This is a genomic window from Kocuria sp. UBA5001, from assembly GCF_002398425.1.
Lineage (GTDB): Bacteria > Actinomycetota > Actinomycetes > Actinomycetales > Micrococcaceae > Kocuria > Kocuria salsicia.
Window position 1 is genome coordinate 186,205 of record NZ_DGYR01000013.1, and the last position, 21,660, is coordinate 207,864.

Sequence of the window (21,660 nt, forward strand, 5' to 3'; positions counted from 1 at the left end):
CCGAGCACGGAGGTGACCGGGCCGAACGCCTCGACCTCGTGCACGACGGGGGTGCGTGCGTCGTCGAACGAGAGCACGGTGACGGGGAAGAACGCGCCGTGCTGGGGTACGGAGGAGAGCTCCTCGGGTCCGCCCAGCTCCACGGTGGCACCGGCGTCGACCAGGGTGCGCACGGAGCGCAGCACCTCGAGGTACTGGTCCTCGGACGCGAGCGGGCCCACCGTGGTGGCGGCGTCCCGCGGGTCCCCGACGACGGCGCGCTGGGCCACCCGCTTGCGGATCGCCGTGACCACGGCGGCCTTGACCTGCTCCGGCACGACCACTCGGCGGATCGCGGTGCACTTCTGCCCGGCCTTGGCGGTGATCTCCAGGACCACGGACTTCACGAACGCCTCGAACTCGGGGGAGTCCTCGGTGACGTCCGGGGCCATGACCGCGGCGTTCAGGGAGTCGGTCTCCGCGGTGAAGCGCACACCGTTCTCCGCCACGTTGGTGTGGCCGCGCAGTGAGCGGGCCGTGGCTGCCGACCCCGTGAACGCCACGTGGTCGCGGGCGTCCAGGTGGTCGAGCAGGTCCCCGGCGGAGCCGGAGACCAGCTGCAGGGATCCCTCGGGCAGCAGCCCGGAGTCCAGCATGAGCCGCACGCACGCCTCGGTGACGTAGCCGGTGGGGGTTGCGGGCTTCACGATGGTGGGTACCCCGGCGATGAACGCGGGCGCAAACTTCTCGAGCATGCCCCACACGGGGAAGTTGAACGCGTTGATCTGCACGGCCACGCCAGGCAGGCGGGTGTAGACGTGCTCGCCCAGGAACGAGCCGTCCCGGGAGAGCTGCTCCACGGCGCCGTCCACGATCACGTTGGCATTGGGCAGCTCGCGGCGGCCCTTGGACGAGAACGTGAACAGGGTGCCGATGCCGCCGTCGACGTCGATCAGGTGGTCCTTCGCGGTGGAGCCGGTCGCGTAGGAGAGCTCGTACAGCTGCCCCTTGTGCTCCCCGAGGTGCTGCGCGAGCTGCTTGAGGATCAGCGCGCGGTCGTGGATGCGCAACTGCCCCAGCGAGGCCTGGCCCACGGTGCGGGCGTACTCCACGGCCCCGGCGGTGTCGAGGCCGTCCGTGCTCACGCGGGCCACCAGCTCGCCGGTGGCGGCGTCCTTCACGTCCGTGACCTTCTGCGGGTCGTCCGGGCGCCACCACTGGCCCCTCACGAAGCTGGGCAGGATCTGCGGGGCGCTGGTCTCGGGCGCCTGGGTCTGGGTGCTCACGCTGGGTCCTCCGGGTGTCGAGGCGGTAGCCGAACGATCGGTCAGTATTTGGACCAGGATAACCTAGGTCACACAGAGTCACCATGGCCGTTCGTCCCGCTCCACCGGGCCCGACGGCGCTGCGGCACCTTCCCCGCGCGGGCGCGCGGGCGGCGTCGTGCCACCACCACGAGGAGTGAACATGCACGAGGACCCGACCCCCGCGGACGCACGCGTGGAGAACCGGCGGCGCGCGGCGTCGTCCGACGAGCAGAAGGGCAAGCCCTTCGACGCCCTGAACCTCGAGCTGGGCGAGCTGGACCGCAAGATGGGCGTGGAGGTGGAAGAGCGTTCCGCCGAGCGCCTCGTCGCCACCATGCCCGTGGAGGGCAACCGGCAGTCCCTCGGGCTGCTGCACGGCGGCGCCTCCGTGGCGCTGGGCGAGATGCTCGGATCGTGGGCCGCCGTGATCCACGGCTCCACGATGGGCAAGGTGGCCGTGGGCGTGGACATCAATGCCACCCACCATGCCTCCGCCACGAGCGGCCGGGTGCGCGGCGTGGCCACGGCCATCCGCCTGGGCCGCACCATGACGAGCCACGAGGTGGTCATCACCCACATCGACACCGGCCGCCGGCTGTGCACGGTGCGGATCACCAACTACCTCAAGGACGCCCCCTCGCAGTAGCCGCGGCAGGCGTGCCCCGCGCACGGAAGAACCGCCCCGGCGGCCGCGTCATGGTGCGGTGCCGGGGCGGTTCTGTGTCCGCCAGAGGTCTGAGCAGACCCCTCCATCACCCGCGGATGAGGTGAACGCGGAGGCCGGGTGCCCGGAGTACTTTGGCCTCGGTGACCGTGCACCGGCCTCCGCGAATCTGTGTCAGCGCTGCCGCGCGGGGCGGGTCAGAACTGGGCGCTTTCGGTGGAGCCCTTGAGGGCGATGGTCGAGGAGTTCGGGTTGACCACCTGCGAGACCAGGTCGAAGTAGCCGGTGCCCACCTCGCGCTGGTGCTTGGTGGCGGTGTAGCCGCGCTCCTCGGCGGCGAACTCCCGCTCCTGGAGTTCCACGTAGGCGCTCATCTGGTTGCGGGCGTAGCCGTGTGCCAGGTCGAACATCGAGTAGTTCAGGGCGTGGAAGCCCGCCAGGGTGATGAACTGGAAGCGGAAGCCCATGGCGGCCAGCTCGCGCTGGAACTTGGCGATGGTGTCGTCGTCCAGGTGCTTCTTCCAGTTGAAGGACGGCGAGCAGTTGTACGCCAGCATCTGGTCCGGGAACTCCTCGTGCACGGCCTCCGCGAACTGCTTGGCGAGTTCGAGGTCCGGGGTGCCGGTCTCCATCCAGATGAGGTCGGAGTACGGCGCGTACGCCTTGGCTCGGGCGATGCAGGGCTCGATGCCGTTGCGGACCTTGTAGAAACCCTCCGCGGTGCGCTCGCCGGTGATGAACTCGGCGTCCTGCTCGTCGATGTCCGAGGTGATCAGGGTGGCCGCCTCGGCATCCGTGCGGGCGATGATGATGCTGGGCACGTCCTCCACGTCCGCCGCGAGGCGGGCCGCGTTGAGGGTGCGGATGTGCTGCTGGGTGGGGATCAGCACCTTGCCGCCCAGGTGGCCGCACTTCTTCTCGGAGGCCAGCTGGTCCTCCCAGTGCACGCCCGCCGCACCGGCGTCGATCATGGACTTCATGAGCTCGAACGCGTTGAGCGGTCCGCCGAAGCCGGCCTCCGCGTCCGCGACGATCGGCGCCATCCAGTTCTCCACGGTGTGGACGTCCTCGGCGTGCTCGATCTGGTCCGCACGCTTGAGCGCGTTGTTGATCCGGCGCACCACCTGGGGAACCGAGTTCGCCGGGTAGAGGGACTGGTCCGGGTAGGTCTGGCCCGCCAGGTTGGCGTCACCGGCCACCTGCCAGCCGGAGAGGTAGATGGCCTTCAGGCCCGCCTTGACCTGCTGGACCGCCTGGTTGCCCGTCAGAGCGCCCAGAGCATTGATGTAATCCTCCGAGTTGAGCAGGTACCAGAGGCGCTCCGCCCCGCGGCGGGCGTTGGTGTGCTCTTCTCGAAAGGAGCCCTGCAGACGCAGGACCTCCTCGGGCGCGTAGTCACGGGTCACACCCGCCCAGCGCGGGTTCTCCTCCCAGTCACGGGCCAGTTCAGCGGCGCTGCGGAGGTTGCTGTTCTCGTTGCTCATCTCGGTCTCCTTTGATCGTTCGAGCCGGCGGCCTCGGTGGAAGCTCCGCACGGGTAACTTGATGTGTTCCACTTTTGCCGCGATCTGCACCCTCGCATAGAGGTTTTTCGGATGAAGAATTGAATTTCTTCACGTTTCAGAAAAATCTGCCTAAACTCGGACTATGACCCCGGACACAGGACCCCGCAGGCACCGTCGCACCGTCGACGCCGCTCCCACCCATTCCACGACCGAGCGCACCGCTCTCGCGGGACACGGGAGGGCGGGCACCCGAGGTGGCCGCGCGGCGTCGTCGTCCTCCGAGGTGCCGCCCGAAGAGTCGGGGGACCCGGCGGACCCGATCGTGCTGGGTCGGCGCATCCGCTACCGCCGCAAGCGCCTGCGAATCACGCTGGAGGAATTGGCGCGCACCGCGGGAATGGCGCCGTCCGCGCTGTCACTGATCGAGAACGGCAAGCGCGAGCCCAAGCTCAGCGCGCTGTCCGCGATCGCTGCGGCCCTGGACATGGGGGTGGAGCAGCTGCTGGGCTCCAAGGCGCCCTCTCGGCGCATGGAACTGGAGATCCAGGTGGAGCGGGTCCAGCGCGGGCCCATGTACTCCGCGCTCGGGCTGCCCACGGTGCGGGTGGGGCCGGGGACGAGCACCGAGACCCTCGAGGCGCTCGCCGCACTGCAGCAGCAGCTCGGTCAGCGGCTCGAGGAGCAGGCCGCCACCCCGGAGGAGGCCCGGCGCGCCAACACCCAGCTGCGGGCGCGGATGCAGAGCGTGAACAACTACTTCGAGCGGATCGAGACCATGGCCGCGGAGCTGCTCGCCGCCATCCGGCACACCGGCGGGCCGCTGTCCGAGCACCACATCTCCCGGCTGGTGGAGCACGTGGGCTTCGAGATCCACCAGGTCCCGGACCTGCCGCACTCCACGCGCTCCGTCACGGACCTGCGCAACCGGCGCTTCTACCTGCCCGCCAGCACGGCCGGCGGATCCCCGTGGTCCGTGCTGCTGCAGGCGGTGGGCCACCACCTGCTGGGGCACGGACGGCCCGCAAGCTACGGCGAGTTCCTGGAGCAGCGGGTGGAGACCAACTACTTCGCCGCCGCGCTGATGGTTCCCGAGGCCTCGGCGGTGGACCTCCTGGCCCGGGCCAAGTCCCAACGGGAGCTGTCCGTGGACGACCTCCGGGACGCGTTCGCGGTCTCCCACGAGACGGCCGCGCACCGCATGACCAACCTGATGACCCACCATTTCGAGATCCCCACGCACTTCGAGAAGGTGCACTCCTCCGGGATCATCCACAAGGCCTGGCAGAACGACGGCCTCCAGTTCCCCACCGACCACAGCGGGGCGGTGGAGGGTCAGCGGGCGTGCCGTTTTTTCTCCGCGCGCCAGGCCTTCTCCGGGACCAACCGGCTGCTCTCGCACTTCCAGTACACGGACACCCCGCACGGCACGTTCTGGTGCTCCGCCCGCGTGGAGGGCTCCGAGCACGGCGAGTTCTCAATCTCCTTCGGGGTTCCCTACGAGCACGTCAAGTGGTTCCGGGGCCGGGCCACGAACTACCGGCGCACCTCCACCTGCCCGGACCCGGCGTGCTGCCAGCAGCCCTCGCCCGCGCTCTCGGAGCTGTGGGACGGACAGGCGTGGCCCTCCGCGCGCCCGGCCACCCACATGCTCGCCGCAATGCCCGCCGGCGCGTTCCCCGGGGTGGACGAGACCGAGGTGTACCGCTTCCTGCAGCGCCACGCGCCGGCCGTTGAACTCGATGCGGACCTCGCGTAACGTCCGTCACGTTCCTACTGCTGCGTAGGCTGTCGTTCTCGCGGCGCGGGGCGAGCTTCCGCAGTGCGCCGCCCACCCGACGACGACGCCGCGCGGCCCCCTTGTCCGCGACGAAAGGCCAGTGCCATGTCCATCTCCACGTGCGACCTCTACGACGAGCGCGGCGACGAGCTGCAGTCCGTGACCACCCAGTTCATCTCGGTGGGAGGCGTCCACCAGTTCGCCGGCCCCATCCGCACCGTGCGCTGCTTCGAGTCCAACGTGGACGTCAAGAAGCTCGTGGCCACCCCCGGTGACGGTGCCGTGCTGGTGGTGGACGGGCAGGGCTCCATGAACTGCGCGCTGCTCGGCGACAACGTGGCCCGCACCGCCATGGAGAACGGCTGGGCGGGGCTCGTCATCAACGCCCCGGTGCGCGATCGCGTGGAGCTCGGAACCCTGCAGATCGGCGTGAAGGCCCTGGGCACCAACCCCCGCAAGTCCTCGCCCAACGACTTCGGCGAGACGGACGTGATCCTCAACTTCGGAGGTGTCACCTTCCGTCCGGGCAAGACCCTGTGGGCGGACGAGGACGGGATCCTCGTGGAGCGCTGAGTCCGGCACGGCCCCATGAGGACAGCTCCGTGGCCGCACGGCTGACGCCGGGTGGCCGAACCGCTGGAGGTCCGGTTCACGGCCGGTCGAGCGCACGAGCACCAGAACACACAGGTATCGGACGTGAAGGGCGCGACCCCTCGGGGTCGCGCCCTTCACCGTTGCCCGCACGGCGTCGTGTCAGCTACTTTCCTGCGTGCCTACGTGCTCGGCACGAAGGTGGAACCGTCCCAGGTGTACTCCAGGGTCTTGCCCGTTGGGGCGCCGCCCGGGGCGACCTCCTTGACCAGGATGGTCGGTTCGCCGGAGGCTTCGATCCGCAGCCCGGCCGGATCGGACGGGTACGGCGGGATCAGGTTGGCCTCGGGAATGGTTCCGTTGGATGAGTAGCCCTCGTCGGCGGGGGAAATGACGGTGACGCCGCGGCTGCTGCTCAGGTAGAGGTTCCCGTACCTGTCCACGGGGCTGCTCCCGGCCACGTCCCACACCTGGTCCCCGATCACGGGGGCCGGTCCGAACGAGACCAGGTCCCCGGCGTCCACGTTCACCTCGTAGCGCACGGGCTCGTTCCCCTGATAGACGGCGAAGCTGGGCTGCTTGCCCTGGGGAGCGGTCTCCGGGTGCACGATCCGTTCGTGGGACACGATCTCCATGGGGCCGTAGGCGGGGTGATTCATCTGGAACCGTCCCGTGGCCGTGCAGACCCCCGCACAGGGGTCCTCCACCGCGGGGAGCGTGGAGTGGACGGCGGGTGCTGAACTGGAAGGCTCCGGTGGCGGCGTGGTGGTCTCTGCAGTCGCAGTCGGCTCCGTGGCCGGGGTCTCCGCGCTCTCGTCGGGGGGCGCCGCCTGGGTGCTCGGCGCCGTACTCGGGGTGCTGCTCGCCGCCGGGGCCGTGCTCGCGGCGGGCGACGACGCGGCGTCGGCGGCCTGCGGGGGCTCGGCGCTCTGCGCGCAACCCACGAGCAGCGGGACAGCCAGAACAGCGGCGGTCAGGGTCTTGGTCTTCGTGGAGCACATCTCGTTCACCTCGTCGGTTGGGGGAGATCTCTGAGATCACCAAGGCATCCACCCTCCCCCCCCATCGCATTTGCGATTGCAACCAGGTGTGATCGAACCGCGACCCCAGTCTTCTGCCGGGCGGTCAGGCCCGCACCAGGATGGCCAGGCACGCACGAGGGCGGCTCCGCCGCAGCGGGGCCGCCCTCGTGGGACCGTGCGGTGGGACCGTGACCTACTTGCGGGCCGCGAACTTCGAGCTATCCCAGGTCCAGTCCACGGTCTCTCCGGTGTCCGCATTGCTGTCGTTCTTGTCCCTGACGTGCTGGACGACCGTCGGCTCACCGGAGGAGGCGATCCTCACGTCCGCGTTCTGGAAGGGGTGCTGCGGGTCCTCGGCTCCCGGCAAGGTGCCGTGGGAGTCGAAGCCCCCGCCTGAGGGGCTGATGACCGTGACGCCCGAGTTGGAGGGGAAGTGCACGTTGCCGTACCTGTCCACGGGGTTCTTCTGGTCCACCTCCCAGAGCTGGTCCCCGATGGCCGGGCCGTTGCCGAAGGTGATCACCGAGGAGCTCTCGGGGAAGGACACGGAGCCCACCGGGTTGCCGTTCTGGTGGACGGCATAGCTGCCCCGCTTGCCCTGCGGTGCGGTGTCCGGGGTGGTGGTCAGCGTGCAGGTCACCACCTCCATGGGCCCGTACTCCGGCGGTCTGCCTGCCCTGCCCGCAGACCGCGAGCAGGGGGGCGCCACAAGGGCAGTGGTCAGGGGCGGCGTTCGGGTGGAACGCATGTCGTTCACTTCTCCTGGACGAACGTGGTGTTCTCCCACGTCCAGTTCACGGTCCTGCCGGTCTCGGTGCCGTCCTTGTCCACGACCTTCTGCACCACCGTGGGCAACCCGGCGGCGTCGAGCTTCAGGCCCGCGTGGGAGAACGGGAACTTCGCGTCCTTGGCCGGAGGCATGGTGCCCTGGGAGTCGAAGCCCATCTCGGTGGGCGTCAGCACGGTCACGCCGGTGTCGTAGGAGATGTAGACGTTGCCGTACCGGTCCACGGGGTGTTCCTTGCCGACCTCCCACGTCTGTCCGGCCAGTGCCTTGCGGTCGGAGAAGTTGACCGCCTTGGTGCCCTCCGGGGAGGCGACGTAGCCCACCGCGTGGCCGTTCTGGTACACGGCGTAGCTCGGGACGCCCTCGGACGGGGCCGCGCCGCCCGAGGTGACGTGGAGGTACGTGACGATCTCGAGATCGCCGTACTTAGGGTGCTCCACCGGGATCCTCGAGGTCTCGGCCTCCGTGCCGGCCAGCGGGTCCGTCACCTCCGGCAGCGTGGTGCCCTCGCCGGCGGCAGCCTGCGTGCTGGCCTCACCGGTGGTCGTGGCCGCCGGGTCCGCGGTGCTCACCGCACTCGAGCCTGTCGCGGGTGCCTGCGAGCTCTGGGCCGATGCGGCCGTGCTCGCCGTCTGCCGCGTCTGTGCCGTCGTCTCGCCGGCCTCGGCAGTCTGGGAGGGCTGAGCGCTCTGTGCGCACCCCACCAGCAGCGGGGCGGCCACGGCCGCGGCGGTCAGGGTCAGGGTCTTCTTGGACTGCATCTCGATCACCTCTCGATGTGGGAGCCGTCTGTGCTCTGCAACACGCCCCACACTTCACGGGAGCCGTTTGCTAGTGCAACCCCCTGTGATCGAATTGTGATGGACGACGGCCCGCCACCCGGGGGTTCTGGGTGGCGGGCCGTCGGGGGAAACCTGTGCCGACCAGCTGTCATGCGGTCAGCGTCGAGCGGCAACTCTATGAATAGTCATAAAAACCCCTTCCGGACTTCTTGCCCAGCTCGCCGCGCTCCACCATGTCCCGCATGAGCTGTGGGGGCGTGAAGCGGGGTCCAAGCTCCTTCTCCAGGTACTCGGCGATGCCCAGGCGGACGTCCAGTCCCACAATGTCCGTGAGCGCCAGCGGACCCACAGGGTGCTTGTAGCCGAGCACCATGGCGTTGTCGATGTCCTCGGCGGAGGCCACACCCTCCTCGACCATGCGAATGGCCTCCAGGCCCAGGGCCACGCCCAGGCGGGACGAGGCGAACCCGGGGGCGTCCTTGACGGTCACGGGGGTCTTGCCGAGCCCCGCGACCCACTGCAGAGTGAGGTCCCGCAGCTCCTGCCCCGTGCGCTCGCCGATCACGATCTCCACGAGCTTGGAGGCGGGCACCGGGTTGAAGAAGTGCATGCCGCAGAAGCGCTCCGGGCGCTGCAGCTGCGCGGCGAGCCCGTCCACGGACAGCGAGGACGTGTTCGTGGCGAGCCAGGCGCCCTCGGACAGGTTCGCCTCGACCTCCCGGAGGGAGGAGACCTTGAGGTCCCAGATCTCCGGGACGGCCTCGACCACCAGCTCGCAGTTCGCAAAGTCCGCGTAGTCCACGCTGACCGCGAAGTTCTCGGCCCACACGTCCAGGTTGCCGTCGATCTTCCCGCGCTCCAGGGACTTGGCGAGGTCCGACTCCACGCGCTCCTTCGCGGCCTCCGCGGCCTGGGCGTCCACCTCCACCACGGTCACGTGCGCGCCGGAGATCAGGAACGCGTGGGCGATTCCCGCGCCCATGCGGCCCCCGCCCAGCACGCCCACGGTGGAGGGGACGGTTGACGTGGTGCTCTCGGTCATTTCTTGTGCTCCTTCTTGCGGTCCAGGAACGCCTGCATGCGGTCGAACTTGGCCTGGGACTCGAACAGGACGGCCTGCGCAAGCTCGTCCACGTGGGGGTGGGCCTCGCGCGGCATGGCGAAGACCCGCTTGGAGATCCGCACGGCCAGCGGATCCTGTGCGGCGATCCGGTCCGCGAGAGCGTCCGCGGCCGCCAGCAGCTCGGAGGGCTCGTGGATCTCCGTGATCAGCCGGGCCTCCAGGGCCTCCTGCGCGGAGAGGATGCGCCCGGCCATCAGGATGTCCTTGGCCAGGGCCTCACCGGCGAGCTCCTTGAGCCGCCACAGCGCACCGGCCGCGGCGATGATGCCGAGCCCGGTCTCGGGCTGGCCCACCTTCAGGCGGGGCGTGCCGATGCGGAAGTCCGCGGCCCACGCGAGCTCCGCGCCACCGCCCAGGGCGTAGCCGTCCAGGGCGGTAACGACGGGCATGGGCAGCTTGGCGATCCGGTCGAAGATCTGCGAGTTCACCCCGCGCAGGGCGTCCTCGCGGCGCCGCTCGCGCAGCTGGGCGATGTCCGCCCCGGAGGCGAAGATCCCCTTGCCCTTCACCTCGGTGCCGCTGAGCACCATGATCTTCGGCTCGCGCTCCAGGTGCCCGCACACCGTGTGCAGCTCGTCCACCATGACCTCGTCGATGGCGTTGCGCACGTCCGGGCGGTCCAGGGCCACGTGCAGCCGGTCCGGGCGCTCGGTGACGCGCAGGGCCGAGAAGTCCGCGGCCCAGGTGGGCGTCCGCCCGTTCTCGGGGAACGACGGCGCGGCGGCGCCGTCCGCGCGCGGGTCGCGGGCGGCGTCGTCGTGGCTGGGGTTCGTGTCCGTCACGGCCGGATCACACCCGCTCCACGAGCAGAGCCGCGCCCTGGCCCACGCCGATGCACATGGTGGTCAGGCCCTTGGCGGTGCGCTCGCGCTCCATACGACCCATCAGCGTGATCACGATGCGCGAGCCGGACGAGCCGAGCGGGTGCCCCAGGGCGATCGCGCCGCCGTCCCGGTTCACGATCTCCGGGTCCAGGCCGAGACGGCGGATGGAGCCGAGGGACTGGGTGGCGAAGGCCTCGTTGATCTCCACCGAACCGAGGTCGCCCACGTTCCACCCGGCCCGCTCCAGCACTTTCTGCGAGGCCGGGACCGGGCCGAGGCCCATGATCTCCGGGGCGAGACCGGCTGAGGCGCCGTCCACCACGCGCGCACGGGCGGTGAGACCGTACTTGGTCACGGCCCGCTCGCTCGCCACGATCACGGCCGAGGCGCCGTCGTTGAGGGAGGAGGAGTTGCCCGCGGTGACCACGGAGCCGCCCGCGACCACCGGGCGCAGCTTGGCGAGCACCTCGGTGGTGGAGCCCTCGCGGGGGCCCTCGTCCGTGTCCACCACGGTGACCGCGCCCTTGCGGCCCTTGACCTCCACAGGGACGATCTCCTTCTCGAAGTGCCCGGCGCGGATCGCTGCCAGCGCCTTCTCGTGGGACTGCGCGGCGAAGGCGTCCGCGTCCTCGCGCGTGATGCCGTCCACGCGCGCGACCTCCTCCGCGGTCTCCGGCATGGAGTAGGTCATCTTGCCGTCCCGGGACAGCGGCCCGTCCAGGAAGGCGGGGTTGGTGAAGCGCCAGCCGATCGAGGTGTCGAACGCGTCCCCGGGCTTGGCGAAGGCGGTGGTCGGCTTGGCCATGACCCACGGCGCGCGGGACATGGACTCCACACCGCCGGCCACCACGATCTCCGCGGCACCGGACTTCACCATCTGGGAGGCGATCGTGATTGCGGACATCCCGGATGCGCAGAGCCGGTTGACCGTGATGCCTGGGACGGAGTCCGGGTAGCCGTTGAGCAGCCACGCCATGCGGGCCACGTTGCGGTTCTCCTCGCCCGCGCCGTTCGCGTTGCCCAGGATCACCTCGTCCACCAGCGCGGGGTCGATCCCGGCCTCCCCCACCACGGAGCGGATGCACAGGGCGGCCATGTCGTCCGGGCGGACCGAGGACAGCGCGCCGCCGTAGCGGCCAACGGGCGTCCGGGCGCCCCCGACGAGGAAGGCTTGCGGCAGAGAGGGCATGGCAACTCCTAGCTGGGAAGGATTACTGACCGATCGTTCACTGCTCAGGTTCCCCGATCGTGTGAGCCACGTCAATCGGTGACACCCGCTCCGGGGAGACGAGAAGGCCCGGCGTCCGTGCGGATGCCGGGCCGGTTCTCGGGTGGCGTCCCGCGGCCCTTCGTCGGGGGCCGCGGGACGGGGTGCGCAGGGTGCGTCAGTGCCGGGGGCGACGCGCGGAGGTGGTCTCCGGCTCGCCGGCGACGGCGGGGACGCTCTCCCCGGGGTGCGCCTGGACGTACTCCTGGTGCACCTCCGCCACGTGAAGGTCCTTGCCCTGGTCCGACTTCTTCACGAAGCACACCGCGATGAAGGACACCAGGGACAGCAGCGAGATGTAGACGCCGATGGTCCACGCCTGGCCGGTGCGGGCGAGCAGCAGCTCGGCAATCATGGGCGCGAACGCACCGCCGATGATCGAGCCCAGCGCGTAGCCGATCGAGACGCCCGAGTAGCGCACGCGGGCCGGGAACATCTCCGCGTACATGGCCGACTGCGGTCCGTAGGACGGGCCCAGGCCGATGGTCAGCACGAAGATCGCCAGGGCGAACAGCGGCAGGGACGCCGTGTTGAGCAGCCACCACATGGGGATGGCCCACACAATGATGATGCCGTAGCCGATCATGAATGTGCGCCTGCGTCCCACCTTGTCCGACATCCAGCCGCCCAGCATGGTGAAGATCAGCCAGCCGATGCCGCCCACCAGGGAGGCGACCAGGGTCTCCGGCCGGGACATGTGCAGGACCTTCGTGCCGTAGGAGGCGAAGAACGCGATCACCAGGTAGCCCGCGGCGTTGTTGCCGGCGAAGATCAGCGCGGCGAGCAGGACCTCGCGGGGGTTCTTGCGGAAGAGCTGGCCGAGGGGCGCGGAGGACTCCTTGGCGCGCTGCTGCATCTCCAGGAACACCGGGGACTCGTCCACCGAGCGGCGGATGAGCCAGCCCACGAAGATCAGCACGATGGAGAACAGGAACGGCACGCGCCAACCCCAGGACTCGAACTGCTGGGGCGTCAGCCCCGTGCTCAGGCCGAACATGAACAGGGTGGCCATGAGCATGCCGATCGGCACGCCGATCTGCGGGTACGCGCCGAAGAGTCCGCGCTTGTTCACGGGGGCGTGCTCCACGGACATCAGGGCCGCGCCGCCCCACTCACCGCCGGCGGAGAAGCCCTGCAGGATGCGCAGCAGGATCAGCAGAATGGGTGCCGCCATGCCGATCTGGCTGTACGTGGGCAGCAGGCCGATCAGCGTGGTGGCCGCGCCCATGCCGAACAGGGTCATCACGAGCGTGACCTTGCGCCCGAAGCGGTCGCCGATGTGCCCCGCCACGATCGCGCCCAGCGGGCGGAAGAGGAAGCTGATGCCCAGGGTCGCCCACGAGATGATCTGACCGAACTGGGGGTTCTCGGCGGTGAGCGGGTTGAAGAAGTGCGCGGCCAGGATGAACGCGGCGGCCTGGGCATAGATGAAGAAGTCGTACCACTCGATGGTGGTGCCCACGAGCGTGCCCGCGAGGACCTTGCGCTCCTCGCGGCTCATGGTGTGGCCCTGCGCGGGCGCTGTGGTGGTTGATGCCATGGTGGATCTCCAGAATCTTCGGACCGGCGTCCGCGGTGCCAGAGGCAGGGGCCTGAATGCAATAACCGACCGATTGGTCTTGAAACGGCAGTGTACGCATGCGTGTGAGCCCGGTCACGCATGTCGTGTATAAAATCGTATATGTTACGGCGTCGTCGCGAGGCTTCCCTGGCGGCACGTCACCTCCGCGCACCGGCACGGCCACGCCCGCGACGTCCCGGCAGGGCGGGGTCACCATGCACCGCGGGCCCGGCACTCCGTGGAGGTGTCGGGCCCGCGTGACGGCGCGCGCGGCGTCGTCGTCGGTGCTGGAAGAGGCGGAAGGGCTCAGAAGAGGCGCTGCGAGGCGATCCGCGCGCCCTCCACGAGCGACCCGAGCTTCGCGAGCGCGATCTGCGGGTGCAAGCGCCCGCCCAGCCCGCAGTCCGTGGAGGCGATGACGTTCTCGCGGCCCACCACCGAGGCGTACTGCTCGATGCGCTGCGCCACCAGCTCCGGGTGCTCCACGCCGTTGGTCGAGTGGGAGACCATGCCGGGGTAGACCACCTTGCCCTCGGGCAGCTTGTGCTCCTCCCAGACCTTCCACTCGTGGCCGTGGCGGGGACTGGACGCCTCGAAGCTGTAGCCCTGCGCGTTGATGGTGAGCATGAGGTCCACGAGGTACTTCAGCTCCAGGTCCGTGGTGTGCGGGCCGTGCCACGAGCCCCAGCAAAGGTGGAAGCGGATCTGCTCCTGCGGCAGGTCGCGCAGGGCGTGGTTCAGGGCCTCCACGCGCAGCCGGGTGAAGTCCAGGTAGTCCTCCACCGTGGGCTCCGGGTTGATCTGGTCCCAGGACTCGGCGATCGAGGGGTCGTCGATCTGCACGGTCAGCCCGGCGTCCACGATGGCCTTGTACTCCTCGCGCATCACGTCCGCGCAGGCGTAGACCAGTTCCTCGTCCGTGGCGTAGTACTCGTTCTTCACGCGGGCGCAGGAGCCGGGGGACAGTGCGGCGACGAAGCCCTGCGTGGCCCCGTTCAGTGCCATCGCGTCCTTCACGCGGCGGATGTCGCCGGCCACCGCCTCCTGACCCGTGTAGGTCAGCGGGCCCGTGATCTTGGGCTGCGAGACCGTGTTGCGGTGCGCCAGCACGCCCGCCGTGGGGTCCTCGTAGGCGTCCCGGAAGCGCTCGCGGTCGCGGCGGTCGGGGAAGCTCGTGAGCACGATGTGCCCCGGGCTGGAGCGGTGCTTCTCCGCGTCGTTCCAGCGGTCCTCGTCCGTGGGGGTCAGCCCGCCCAGGCGGTGGAACGAGTAGTTCCACCAGGCCCCGTAGTCCACGGCGCCGGACGTGGTGTGGCCGTACTCGCCGTCGTTGACGATGTCGATGCCGATCTCGCGCTGGGTGCGCACGATCTCCTTGACCCCCTCGTCGAGCGCCTCGCCCAGCTGGGGGAGGTCGATCTCGCCCGCCTGGAAACGGTTGTTGGCCTCCAGCAGCTCGGGCGTGCGGGGCAGCGAGCCCACGTGGGTGGTCTGGATGCGGTCGGTGTTGTGGGGCATGGGGTGGTGCGTCCTTTCCATCGGTTCTGGCATTAGCACCGGGGGTGATCCGGTTGCTGCGGCTTCGACGAGCCAGATCTCTCGGCCGCTCTGGATGGTTGCCCCTCCATCCAACAGCACGCGGAGGTGGGCGGGCGAATCATGGCGGGCCTGTGGCGCACTCTCGGCGGACGACGACGTCGCCCGGGCCGTGTGCGAGCCTCGTGCGGGGCGGGCTACGACGTCGCTCGGCCCGTGCGCAGTGCCGTGCTGAGCCTGTGTGCCTGGTCCAGCAGCGCGGTGCCCAGCTGCTGCTGCCGCGGCGGGCGGAAGCGGGACTCGATCCCCGTGAGGGACAGCGCGTAGCGGGGCTGGCCGGAGGCGTCGAAGACCGCGGCGGCCATGCCCCACGAGCCCTCCACGATCCGCCCCGGGTTCAGGGACCAGCCGTGCTCGCGGACCTGGGCCACGAGACCGCGGACGTGGGCGTCGTCGTGCTGGGGGCCGAGCTCACTGCGGCGCTCGCGGGTGGCGGCGAGCGCGCCCTCCAGCTGCTCGTCCGGGAGGTGGCCGAGGATGGCCAGCCCCGCGGAGGCGACGCCCAGGGGCAGTCGCAGGCCCTCGTGCAGGACGTGCGAGCGGACGGGGAACGAGCCCTCGGCGCGTTCGAGGCAGATCACCTCGTCCCCGCGGCGGGCGGAGAAGAACGCGGACTCGCCGGTGGCCTCGGCGAGGCGCCGCAGGTGCGGGGTGGCGAGGTCCTGCGCCGGGTAGCGCTGAGCGGTCACCGCCCCCAGGATGGTCAGCTCGAAGCCGAGCGCCCAGCGACCGGTGTCGTCCCGGTCGAGCAGTCCCTCGTGGGCCAGTGCGGTGAGCAGGCGGTGGGCGGTGGGGCGGGTGAGCCCCGTGCTGCGGGCGACCTCGGCGGTGCCAGCGGTTCCCGCGGCGGCCACGGCCTGCAGCACCGCGGCGACCCGTCCGACCACCTGGGTGCCCGACGTCGCTGCGGCCCGCGACGTCGTCGCCCGCGCCCGTTCCGCGCCGCCCGGCTGCTCCGCCGCTCTCGCCATCGCCGTCTCCTCTGCCCGCCAGGCCCCGCTTGTCCACGATGTGGACGATCAACCGCCAGTTTTCCAGAATGTGGCTCGTTCCGCGACGCACCACGGATTTCTTTGACCAGGATGTGAACCCTTCCTAGGGTGAGAGGCAGATCACACGGAACAATCCGGAAAGGGCGGCCATGTCCAAACTCAGGGACGACGTCACCGGCCTGCTGGCCGAGACGCTGCGGGACGGCATGACCCTCGCGGTGGGAGGGTTCGGTCTCTCCGGCATCCCGCGGGACCTCATCGAGGCGGTGCGGGACAGCGGCGTCAAAGACCTCACCGTGGTCTCCAACAACATGGGCGTGGACGGCAAGGGACTCGGGCTGCTGCTCGAGAACCGCCAGGTCTCCACGGTGCTCGCCTCCTACGTGGGGGAGAACAGGGAGTTCGCGCGCCAGTTCCTGGAGGGCGAGCTGGAGGTGGAGTTCACTCCGCAGGGCACCCTCGCGGAGCGGCTGCGCGCCGGTGGGGCAGGGATCCCCGCGTTCTACACGGCCACCGGGGTGGGCACCCCCGTGGCCGAGGGCAAGCCCACCGCCGAGTTCGACGGGCGCACCTACGTCCAGGAGCGCGGGATCGTGGCGGACGTGGCGCTCGTGCACGCCTGGCGCGGGGACACGGACGGCAACCTGGTCTACCGGCGCACCTCCCGCAACTTCAACCCGGTGTGCGCGGCCTCCGGGAAGGTCACGTTCGCGGAGGTCGAGGAGGTGCTGGCTCCCGGCGAGCTGGACCCGGACCACATCGTGACCCCCGGCGTGTACGTGCAGCACGTGGTGCGGTACTCCGGGGTGCCCAAGGAGATCGAGCAGCGCACCACGCGGCCGAGGCCCGAGGGCGACGTCGTGCGCGCGGCAGAGGACCGGCGCTCGCCGGAGAGCGGCGCGGAAGAACGGCCCACCGCGGGCCGCCGCACGGAAGGGGACGCGGCATGAGCTGGACGCGCGACGAGATGGCGGCCATCGCGGCGTCGGAACTGGCCGACGGCGACTACGTGAACCTGGGCATCGGCATCCCCACCCTGGTGGCGAACAACCTGCCGCCCGGGGTGAGCGTGGTGCTGCAGTCCGAGAACGGCGTGCTGGGCATGGGCCCGTTCCCGTACGAGGGGGACGAGGACCCGGACCTCATCAACGCCGGCAAGCAGACCATCACGCTGCAGCCGGGCGCGGCGATCTTCGACTCCGCCACGTCCTTCGGGATGATCCGCGGCGGGCACGTGAAGATGGCGATCCTGGGCGCCATGCAGGTCTCCGAGACGGGAGACCTGGCGAACTGGATGATTCCCGGCAAGATGGTCAAGGGCATGGGCGGCGCCATGGACCTCGTGGCCGGGACGCCGCGCGTGCTGGTGCTCACCGAGCACGTGGCCAAGGACGGCTCCGCGAAGCTCAAGCACGAGTGCGACCTCCCGCTCACCGGTGTGGGCGTGGTGGACCGCATCATCACGGACCTGTGCGTGTTCGACGTCGAGGACGCCGGGCTCGTGCTGCGCACCCTGGCCCCAGGGGTGAGCGAGGACGAAGTGGCCGAAAAGACCGAAGCGAACTACCGGGTGGATCTGGTGGACGTCACCCCCGATTCCGTACCCGTTCAGGAGGAACAGTGACCGAGAACGCCAACGACATCGTGATCGTCAACGGGGCCCGCACCCCGCAGGGAAAGCTGCTGGGAGCGCTCGCGTCCCAGAGCGCCGTGGACCTGGGGGCGCACGCCATCAAGCACGCGCTGCAACGGGCCGAGGTAGCCCCGGAGGACGTGGACCACGTCTACATGGGCAACGTGGTGCAGGCGGGCAACGGCCAGAACCCGGCGAAGCAGGCCGCCGTGGCCGCCGGGCTGCCCATGAGCGTGCCCGCCATGAGCCTCAACAAGGTGTGCCTCTCCGGGCTGGTGGCCGTCACGGAGGCTGCCCGGATGATTCGCGCGGGCGAGGCGGACGTGGTGGTGGCCGGTGGCATGGAGTCCATGACCAACGCACCCCACCTGGCACTGGGTGCCCGCAAGGGGAAGTCCTACGGGGACATGACCCTCGCCGATTCCCTGGCCCACGACGGCCTGGTGGACTCCGCGCTGGGCGTGGCCATGGGTGAGCTGACGGAGACGGGCAACACGGAACGGCACATCGGGCGCCAGGAGCAGGACGAGGTGGCGGCGCGCAGCCACCAGCTCGCAGGCAAGGCCCAGCAGGACGGCGTGTTCGCGGAGGAGATCGCACCCATCGAGATCCCCCAGCGCAAGGGTGACCCCGTGACCGTCGCGGAGGACCAGGGCGTCCGTCCCGATTCCACGGCGGAGGGGCTCGGCAAGCTGCGCCCCGCGTTCACCAAGGACGGCACGATCACCGCGGGCAACTCGTCCCCCATCTCCGACGGCGCCGCGGCAGTGGTACTGACCACCCGCGGCTACGCGCAGGAGCACGGCCTGGAGTGGCTCGCCGTGGTGGGCAGTCCGGGCCAGGTGGCCGGCCCGGACACGTCCCTGCACTCCCAGCCCTCGCACGCGATCGAGCACGCGCTCTCCCGTTCCGGCTGGGACGTCTCGGAGCTGGACTTCATCGAGATCAACGAGGCCTTCGCGGCGGTGTCCATGCAGTCCGTGAAGGACCTCGGCGTGGACATGGACAGGGTGAACATCCACGGAGGCGCGATCGCACTGGGCCACCCCATCGGTGCCTCCGGCGCACGGCTCGCGCTGCACGCGGCCATGGAGCTCGCCCGCCGCGGCTCCGGCAAGGCTGCCGTGTCCCTGTGCGGCGGCGGCGGGCAGGGCGAGGCCCTGCTGCTGAGCCGCTGAGCCACCCAGCACGCATCAGCCCATCGTGACAAGGGGAGTCGGTCCGCCGGCTCCCCTCGCCGCACCCGCGAGGCTCCTGTCCGCCCCGAGTGTCCCCGCCGGGGGCCGGGACCTGCCCGCCCGTGACCGCCGAGTCCAGCTCTCGCGCCACCGGGCTGTGGGTACCAGCCCGGCACGCGTCGTCGGCGCCTACCCGTCAACCCTCCTCAACGAAGAAGAGGCCCGCCATGAGCTCCCCCGACCGTTCCTCAACTCCTGCGGCGACCGCCGACCCCGTGCTTGCCCGGGCCATGAAGCCCGTGAACTACGTGGTGGAGCGGTTCATCCCCTCCGCGCTGATCTTCGCGATCGTCCTGACACTGGTGGTTGCGGTCATGGCACTGGTCCTGACCGACTCCGGCCCAGTGACCGTTGTCATGGGGTGGGGGACGGGACTTTCGGGGCTGCTGGAGTTCATGACCCAGATGGCGCTGGTGCTGCTGCTCGGCCACGCCCTGGCGAGCACTCGGCCGGTTCGGGCGCTTCTCGCACGACTCGCCGGCATCCCGCGGTCGCCGCTTGCGGCCTACGTGTTCGTGTTCGTGATCGCTGCGGTGGCGTCACTGATCACATGGGGCTTCGGCCTGGTGGTCGGCGGTCTGCTCGCGCGCGAGGTCGCCGCCGAGTTCTCGCGCCGCGGCAGGCCGGTGAGCTTCCCCATGCTCGTGGCCTCCGGCTTCTCCGGCTTCGTGGTGTGGCACATGGGCTACTCGGGCTCGGGGCCGCTGACCGCGGCAACTCCCGGCTCGTTCATCGAGAAGCAGGTGGGCCACGTCATCCCCATCTCGCAGACCACGTTCTCGTGGTGGAACATCACGGCTACGGTGGCCACCGTGGTGCTCGTCGCCTTCGCCCTGTGGCTCGTGGCGCCTCGGGCCGTGCCCGCGAGTCACGCGGTGACCGCAGACGCGCTCGCCGAGTCCGACCAGCGCATTGCCACCCCCGAGGTGGAAGTGCCCGCCGACCGCCTCGACGCCTCACGCATCCCCACCCTGCTCGTGGGCCTCGCCCTGGTGGCCTACCTGGTCATCCACTTCACCGGCGGCGGCACCGTGACCCTGAACATTGTGAACTGGATGTTCCTGGCGCTGATCTTCCTGCTCTCCCGCAACGCGTTCGAGGTCATGGCGCTCGTCAAGAACGCTGCATCCAACGTGGGAGACATCCTGCTGCAGTTCCCGCTCTACGCCGGGATCATGGGAATCATGACGGCCAGTGGGCTCATCCAGGTGCTCTCGGACTCCATCGTGGAGGTCGCCTCCCCCCAGACCCTCGGCTTCCTGGCCTTTCTCTCCGCGGGCCTCGTGAACTTCTTCGTCCCCTCCGGCGGCGGCCAGGTGGCCATCCAGGCGCCCATCCTCCTCGACGCCGCCGCCCGCCTGGGCGTGGACCCCTCCGTGATCATCATGTCCGTGGCGTACGGCGACCAGTGGACCAACATGATCCAGCCCTTCTGGGCCCTGCCCCTGCTGGCGATCGCCGGGCTGAAGATCCGGGACATCCTCGGCTACACCACCGTGGTGCTGGTGGTCTCCGGGGTGGTCTTCGGGGCGACCATGCTGATCGTGGGCGCGGGGGTCTGACGACGACGCCGCACGGTCCCGTGCCGCGCGTGGGTGGCGGGGAGCGACGTCGTCCGCGGTCTCACCGGACCATGCGGACCTCGCGCAGGTCCTCCAGCCCGGGATCGGTCAACGAGGCGCTGTCCGCCCGGAACCCGTTGCGCTCGTAGAAGCGGATGGCGCGTGGATTGGCCTCCGCGACCCACAGCTGCGCGGGCTCCCCGCCGAGAACGGCGTCGAGCAGGGCCTGTCCCGCGCCCGTGCCGTGGTGCTCGCGGAGCACATAGAGCAGGTGCAGGGCGTGCTCGCGGGCGGGGTCGTCTTCGCGGGGCTGCCCAGTGCCCGCGAAACCGATGATCGTCTCGCCCACCACGGCCACCCTAACCCGTACACGGCGGGACGGTTCTGCGAGCATCCGGGTCCACGTCTCCTCCCGACGGCGCAAGGCGTCGTCGTCGAAGAACCGCTCCGGCACGAGCCCGGTGTACGTTTCCCGCCACGACTGCGTGTGCACTCTCGCGATCCCCGGGGCGTCTTCGGGGACGGGTGTACGCACGGTGAAGGGGGTGCCGGTGGTCATGCAGACATTCTGGCCGCCGCCCGCATCGGCTGACACCCCCGGACGGCGGACCCGGCGGTGGAGAGGAGCGCGCACGCGTTCCCACCACCTGCAACAACGGAGCAAGTGCAGTTCCGGGGTCGCAGTTCTGCGTTTGCTCCGTAGTCGCAGGGGCGCCCCGTCTGGACCGGCGGCTTCAGCGAGAGCGGTGGCCCCGGCAGGCTCACTGAAGCCCCCTCCCGCCTCCTGCATTAACAGAGCAAGTGCGGTTTTGCGGCCGCAATTCGGCATCTGCTCAGTTGTTGCAGGGGTGCGGGCGGTGGAGGGGGGGCGACGACGCCGCTACGCCAGGATCGCGCGCACGCCCGCCTCGAACTCGGCGGCCATCGTGGCGGTGGGGAGGTCCATCGACTCGCGGGTCTGCTGGGCGGTCACGGATCCCAGGGTGAAGCGGACCAGGGTGAGCGCGGCCGTCTCGGCCGGGGCGGGGTCCATGCCCGCGCGGGTCAGCGCCGCGGTGAGCAGGGGTGTGGGCTGCATGCCCGAGGGGTCCAGCGCGTGGGCCACGCTCACCACGTCCGCGCCGTCTCGCACGGCGAGCACCGCGGAACGGAACCGGGCGATGAGGAGGGTGGCGTCGTCGTCGGCGACTGCCGGGGAAGTGCCCGCGGGAGAGGCTCCTGTGGTGGGAGCGCCTGTGGAGGAGGTGCTCAGCGGGGCGACCATGCGCTGCGCGAGGACTGCCAGCAGCTCCTGCTTGTTCGCCACGTGCCAGTACAGGGCGCCGGGCTGCACGCCCAGCTCGCGGGCCAGGCGGCGCATCGAGAGGTCCCCGAGCCCGTAGGTCTGCAGGATGTGCCACGCGGCGTCCACCACCTGCTCGCGGTCCAGTGCCACGGTGTCCCTCCCTGC

Annotated in this window: 21 protein-coding genes and 1 riboswitch; of the genes, 8 read left to right on the top strand and 13 right to left on the bottom strand. The window is 70.2% G+C overall.

Features of this window, described 5'->3' with window-relative positions:
• Positions 1-1,265: phenylacetic acid degradation bifunctional protein PaaZ (paaZ, locus tag B3G12_RS08755; RefSeq protein WP_290499923.1), on the bottom strand; the 1,265-nt coding region annotated here is incomplete at its 3' end.
• A 181-nt stretch (positions 1,266-1,446) separates the two neighbouring features.
• Between paaZ and B3G12_RS08760 the strand changes: the two genes are divergently transcribed.
• Positions 1,447-1,932, top strand: a complete 486-nt coding sequence (locus B3G12_RS08760; RefSeq protein ID WP_222126518.1) for a hotdog fold thioesterase — start codon at positions 1,447-1,449, stop codon at positions 1,930-1,932.
• A 215-nt stretch (positions 1,933-2,147) separates the two neighbouring features.
• On the opposite strand, the gene aceA is transcribed toward B3G12_RS08760, so the two are convergent.
• Positions 2,148-3,434 carry an isocitrate lyase gene (gene aceA / locus B3G12_RS08765; protein WP_012397296.1) on the bottom strand — a complete coding sequence of 429 codons (1,287 nt, stop codon included), beginning with the start codon at positions 3,432-3,434 and terminating at the stop codon, positions 2,148-2,150.
• 304 nt (positions 3,435-3,738) lie between these two features.
• Here aceA and B3G12_RS08770 point away from each other — a divergent pair, with 304 nt between their 5' ends.
• Positions 3,739-5,211 carry a helix-turn-helix domain-containing protein gene (locus B3G12_RS08770; protein ID WP_145012188.1) on the top strand — a complete coding sequence of 491 codons (1,473 nt, stop codon included), beginning with the start codon at positions 3,739-3,741 and terminating at the stop codon, positions 5,209-5,211.
• Positions 5,212-5,337: 126 nt separating this feature from the next.
• Positions 5,338-5,805: a ribonuclease E activity regulator RraA gene (rraA, locus tag B3G12_RS08775; protein WP_290499925.1), complete on the top strand. Its 468-nt coding sequence runs from the start codon at positions 5,338-5,340 to the stop codon at positions 5,803-5,805.
• A 200-nt stretch (positions 5,806-6,005) separates the two neighbouring features.
• Here the strand turns inward: rraA and B3G12_RS08780 are convergent, their stop codons facing one another.
• The gene (locus B3G12_RS08780; protein ID WP_145012129.1) at positions 6,006-6,482 is read right to left on the bottom strand and encodes a hypothetical protein; all 477 of its coding nucleotides are present in this window, start codon (positions 6,480-6,482) and stop codon (positions 6,006-6,008) included.
• A gap of 13 nt (positions 6,483-6,495) precedes the next feature.
• Here B3G12_RS08780 and B3G12_RS08785 point away from each other — a divergent pair, with 13 nt between their 5' ends.
• The gene (locus B3G12_RS08785) at positions 6,496-6,858 is read left to right on the top strand and encodes a hypothetical protein (RefSeq protein WP_290499926.1); all 363 of its coding nucleotides are present in this window, start codon (positions 6,496-6,498) and stop codon (positions 6,856-6,858) included.
• A gap of 180 nt (positions 6,859-7,038) precedes the next feature.
• Here the strand turns inward: B3G12_RS08785 and B3G12_RS08790 are convergent, their stop codons facing one another.
• The 8 genes from B3G12_RS08790 to B3G12_RS08825 all read right to left on the bottom strand — a co-directional run bounded on the left by B3G12_RS08790 (position 7,039) and on the right by B3G12_RS08825 (position 15,756).
• On the bottom strand, positions 7,039-7,494 hold the full coding sequence (locus B3G12_RS08790; protein WP_290499927.1) for a hypothetical protein: 456 nt from the start codon (positions 7,492-7,494) through the stop codon (positions 7,039-7,041).
• A gap of 104 nt (positions 7,495-7,598) precedes the next feature.
• Positions 7,599-8,393, bottom strand: coding sequence for a hypothetical protein (locus B3G12_RS08795; RefSeq protein WP_145012123.1), 795 nt, complete (start codon positions 8,391-8,393; stop codon positions 7,599-7,601).
• 196 nt (positions 8,394-8,589) lie between these two features.
• Positions 8,590-9,456 carry a 3-hydroxyacyl-CoA dehydrogenase family protein gene (locus B3G12_RS08800; protein WP_145012120.1) on the bottom strand — a complete coding sequence of 289 codons (867 nt, stop codon included), beginning with the start codon at positions 9,454-9,456 and terminating at the stop codon, positions 8,590-8,592.
• The gene (locus B3G12_RS08805) at positions 9,453-10,319 is read right to left on the bottom strand and encodes an enoyl-CoA hydratase/isomerase family protein (protein WP_232300279.1); all 867 of its coding nucleotides are present in this window, start codon (positions 10,317-10,319) and stop codon (positions 9,453-9,455) included. Before B3G12_RS08805 ends, B3G12_RS08800 begins: the two co-directional genes overlap by 4 nt.
• 7 nt (positions 10,320-10,326) lie before the next feature.
• The gene (locus B3G12_RS08810) at positions 10,327-11,550 is read right to left on the bottom strand and encodes a thiolase family protein (RefSeq protein WP_290499928.1); all 1,224 of its coding nucleotides are present in this window, start codon (positions 11,548-11,550) and stop codon (positions 10,327-10,329) included.
• Positions 11,551-11,746: 196 nt separating this feature from the next.
• Positions 11,747-13,168: an MFS transporter gene (locus B3G12_RS08815; protein ID WP_290499929.1), complete on the bottom strand. Its 1,422-nt coding sequence runs from the start codon at positions 13,166-13,168 to the stop codon at positions 11,747-11,749.
• 327 nt (positions 13,169-13,495) lie between these two features.
• Complete coding sequence (locus B3G12_RS08820) at positions 13,496-14,707, bottom strand: cobalamin-independent methionine synthase II family protein (RefSeq protein WP_126874229.1); 1,212 nt, start codon at positions 14,705-14,707, stop codon at positions 13,496-13,498.
• A gap of 14 nt (positions 14,708-14,721) precedes the next feature.
• Positions 14,722-14,808: riboswitch (SAM riboswitch) on the bottom strand.
• Positions 14,809-14,922: 114 nt separating this feature from the next.
• A complete protein-coding gene (locus tag B3G12_RS08825) occupies positions 14,923-15,756 on the bottom strand; it encodes an IclR family transcriptional regulator (protein WP_126874230.1) in 834 nt (277 codons plus the stop codon).
• A gap of 170 nt (positions 15,757-15,926) precedes the next feature.
• Between B3G12_RS08825 and B3G12_RS08830 the strand changes: the two genes are divergently transcribed.
• The 4 genes from B3G12_RS08830 (at position 15,927) to B3G12_RS08845 (ending at position 20,210) form a co-directional block, all read left to right on the top strand.
• On the top strand, positions 15,927-16,727 hold the full coding sequence (locus tag B3G12_RS08830; RefSeq protein ID WP_290499930.1) for a CoA transferase subunit A: 801 nt from the start codon (positions 15,927-15,929) through the stop codon (positions 16,725-16,727).
• Positions 16,724-17,401, top strand: coding sequence for a CoA transferase subunit B (locus tag B3G12_RS08835; protein WP_290499931.1), 678 nt, complete (start codon positions 16,724-16,726; stop codon positions 17,399-17,401). Before B3G12_RS08830 ends, B3G12_RS08835 begins: the two co-directional genes overlap by 4 nt.
• The gene (locus B3G12_RS08840) at positions 17,398-18,588 is read left to right on the top strand and encodes an acetyl-CoA C-acetyltransferase (RefSeq protein WP_290499932.1); all 1,191 of its coding nucleotides are present in this window, start codon (positions 17,398-17,400) and stop codon (positions 18,586-18,588) included. The genes B3G12_RS08835 and B3G12_RS08840 overlap by 4 nt, the downstream gene beginning before the upstream one ends.
• Before the next feature lie 227 nt (positions 18,589-18,815).
• On the top strand, positions 18,816-20,210 hold the full coding sequence (locus tag B3G12_RS08845) for a short-chain fatty acid transporter (protein ID WP_290499933.1): 1,395 nt from the start codon (positions 18,816-18,818) through the stop codon (positions 20,208-20,210).
• A 61-nt stretch (positions 20,211-20,271) separates the two neighbouring features.
• Here B3G12_RS08845 and B3G12_RS08850 read toward each other — a convergent pair whose 3' ends face one another.
• The gene (locus tag B3G12_RS08850) at positions 20,272-20,769 is read right to left on the bottom strand and encodes a GNAT family N-acetyltransferase (RefSeq protein ID WP_024289465.1); all 498 of its coding nucleotides are present in this window, start codon (positions 20,767-20,769) and stop codon (positions 20,272-20,274) included.
• Positions 20,770-21,090: 321 nt separating this feature from the next.
• On the bottom strand, positions 21,091-21,645 hold the full coding sequence (locus tag B3G12_RS08855) for a TetR family transcriptional regulator (protein WP_290499934.1): 555 nt from the start codon (positions 21,643-21,645) through the stop codon (positions 21,091-21,093).
• Positions 21,646-21,660 lie beyond the last annotated feature (15 nt).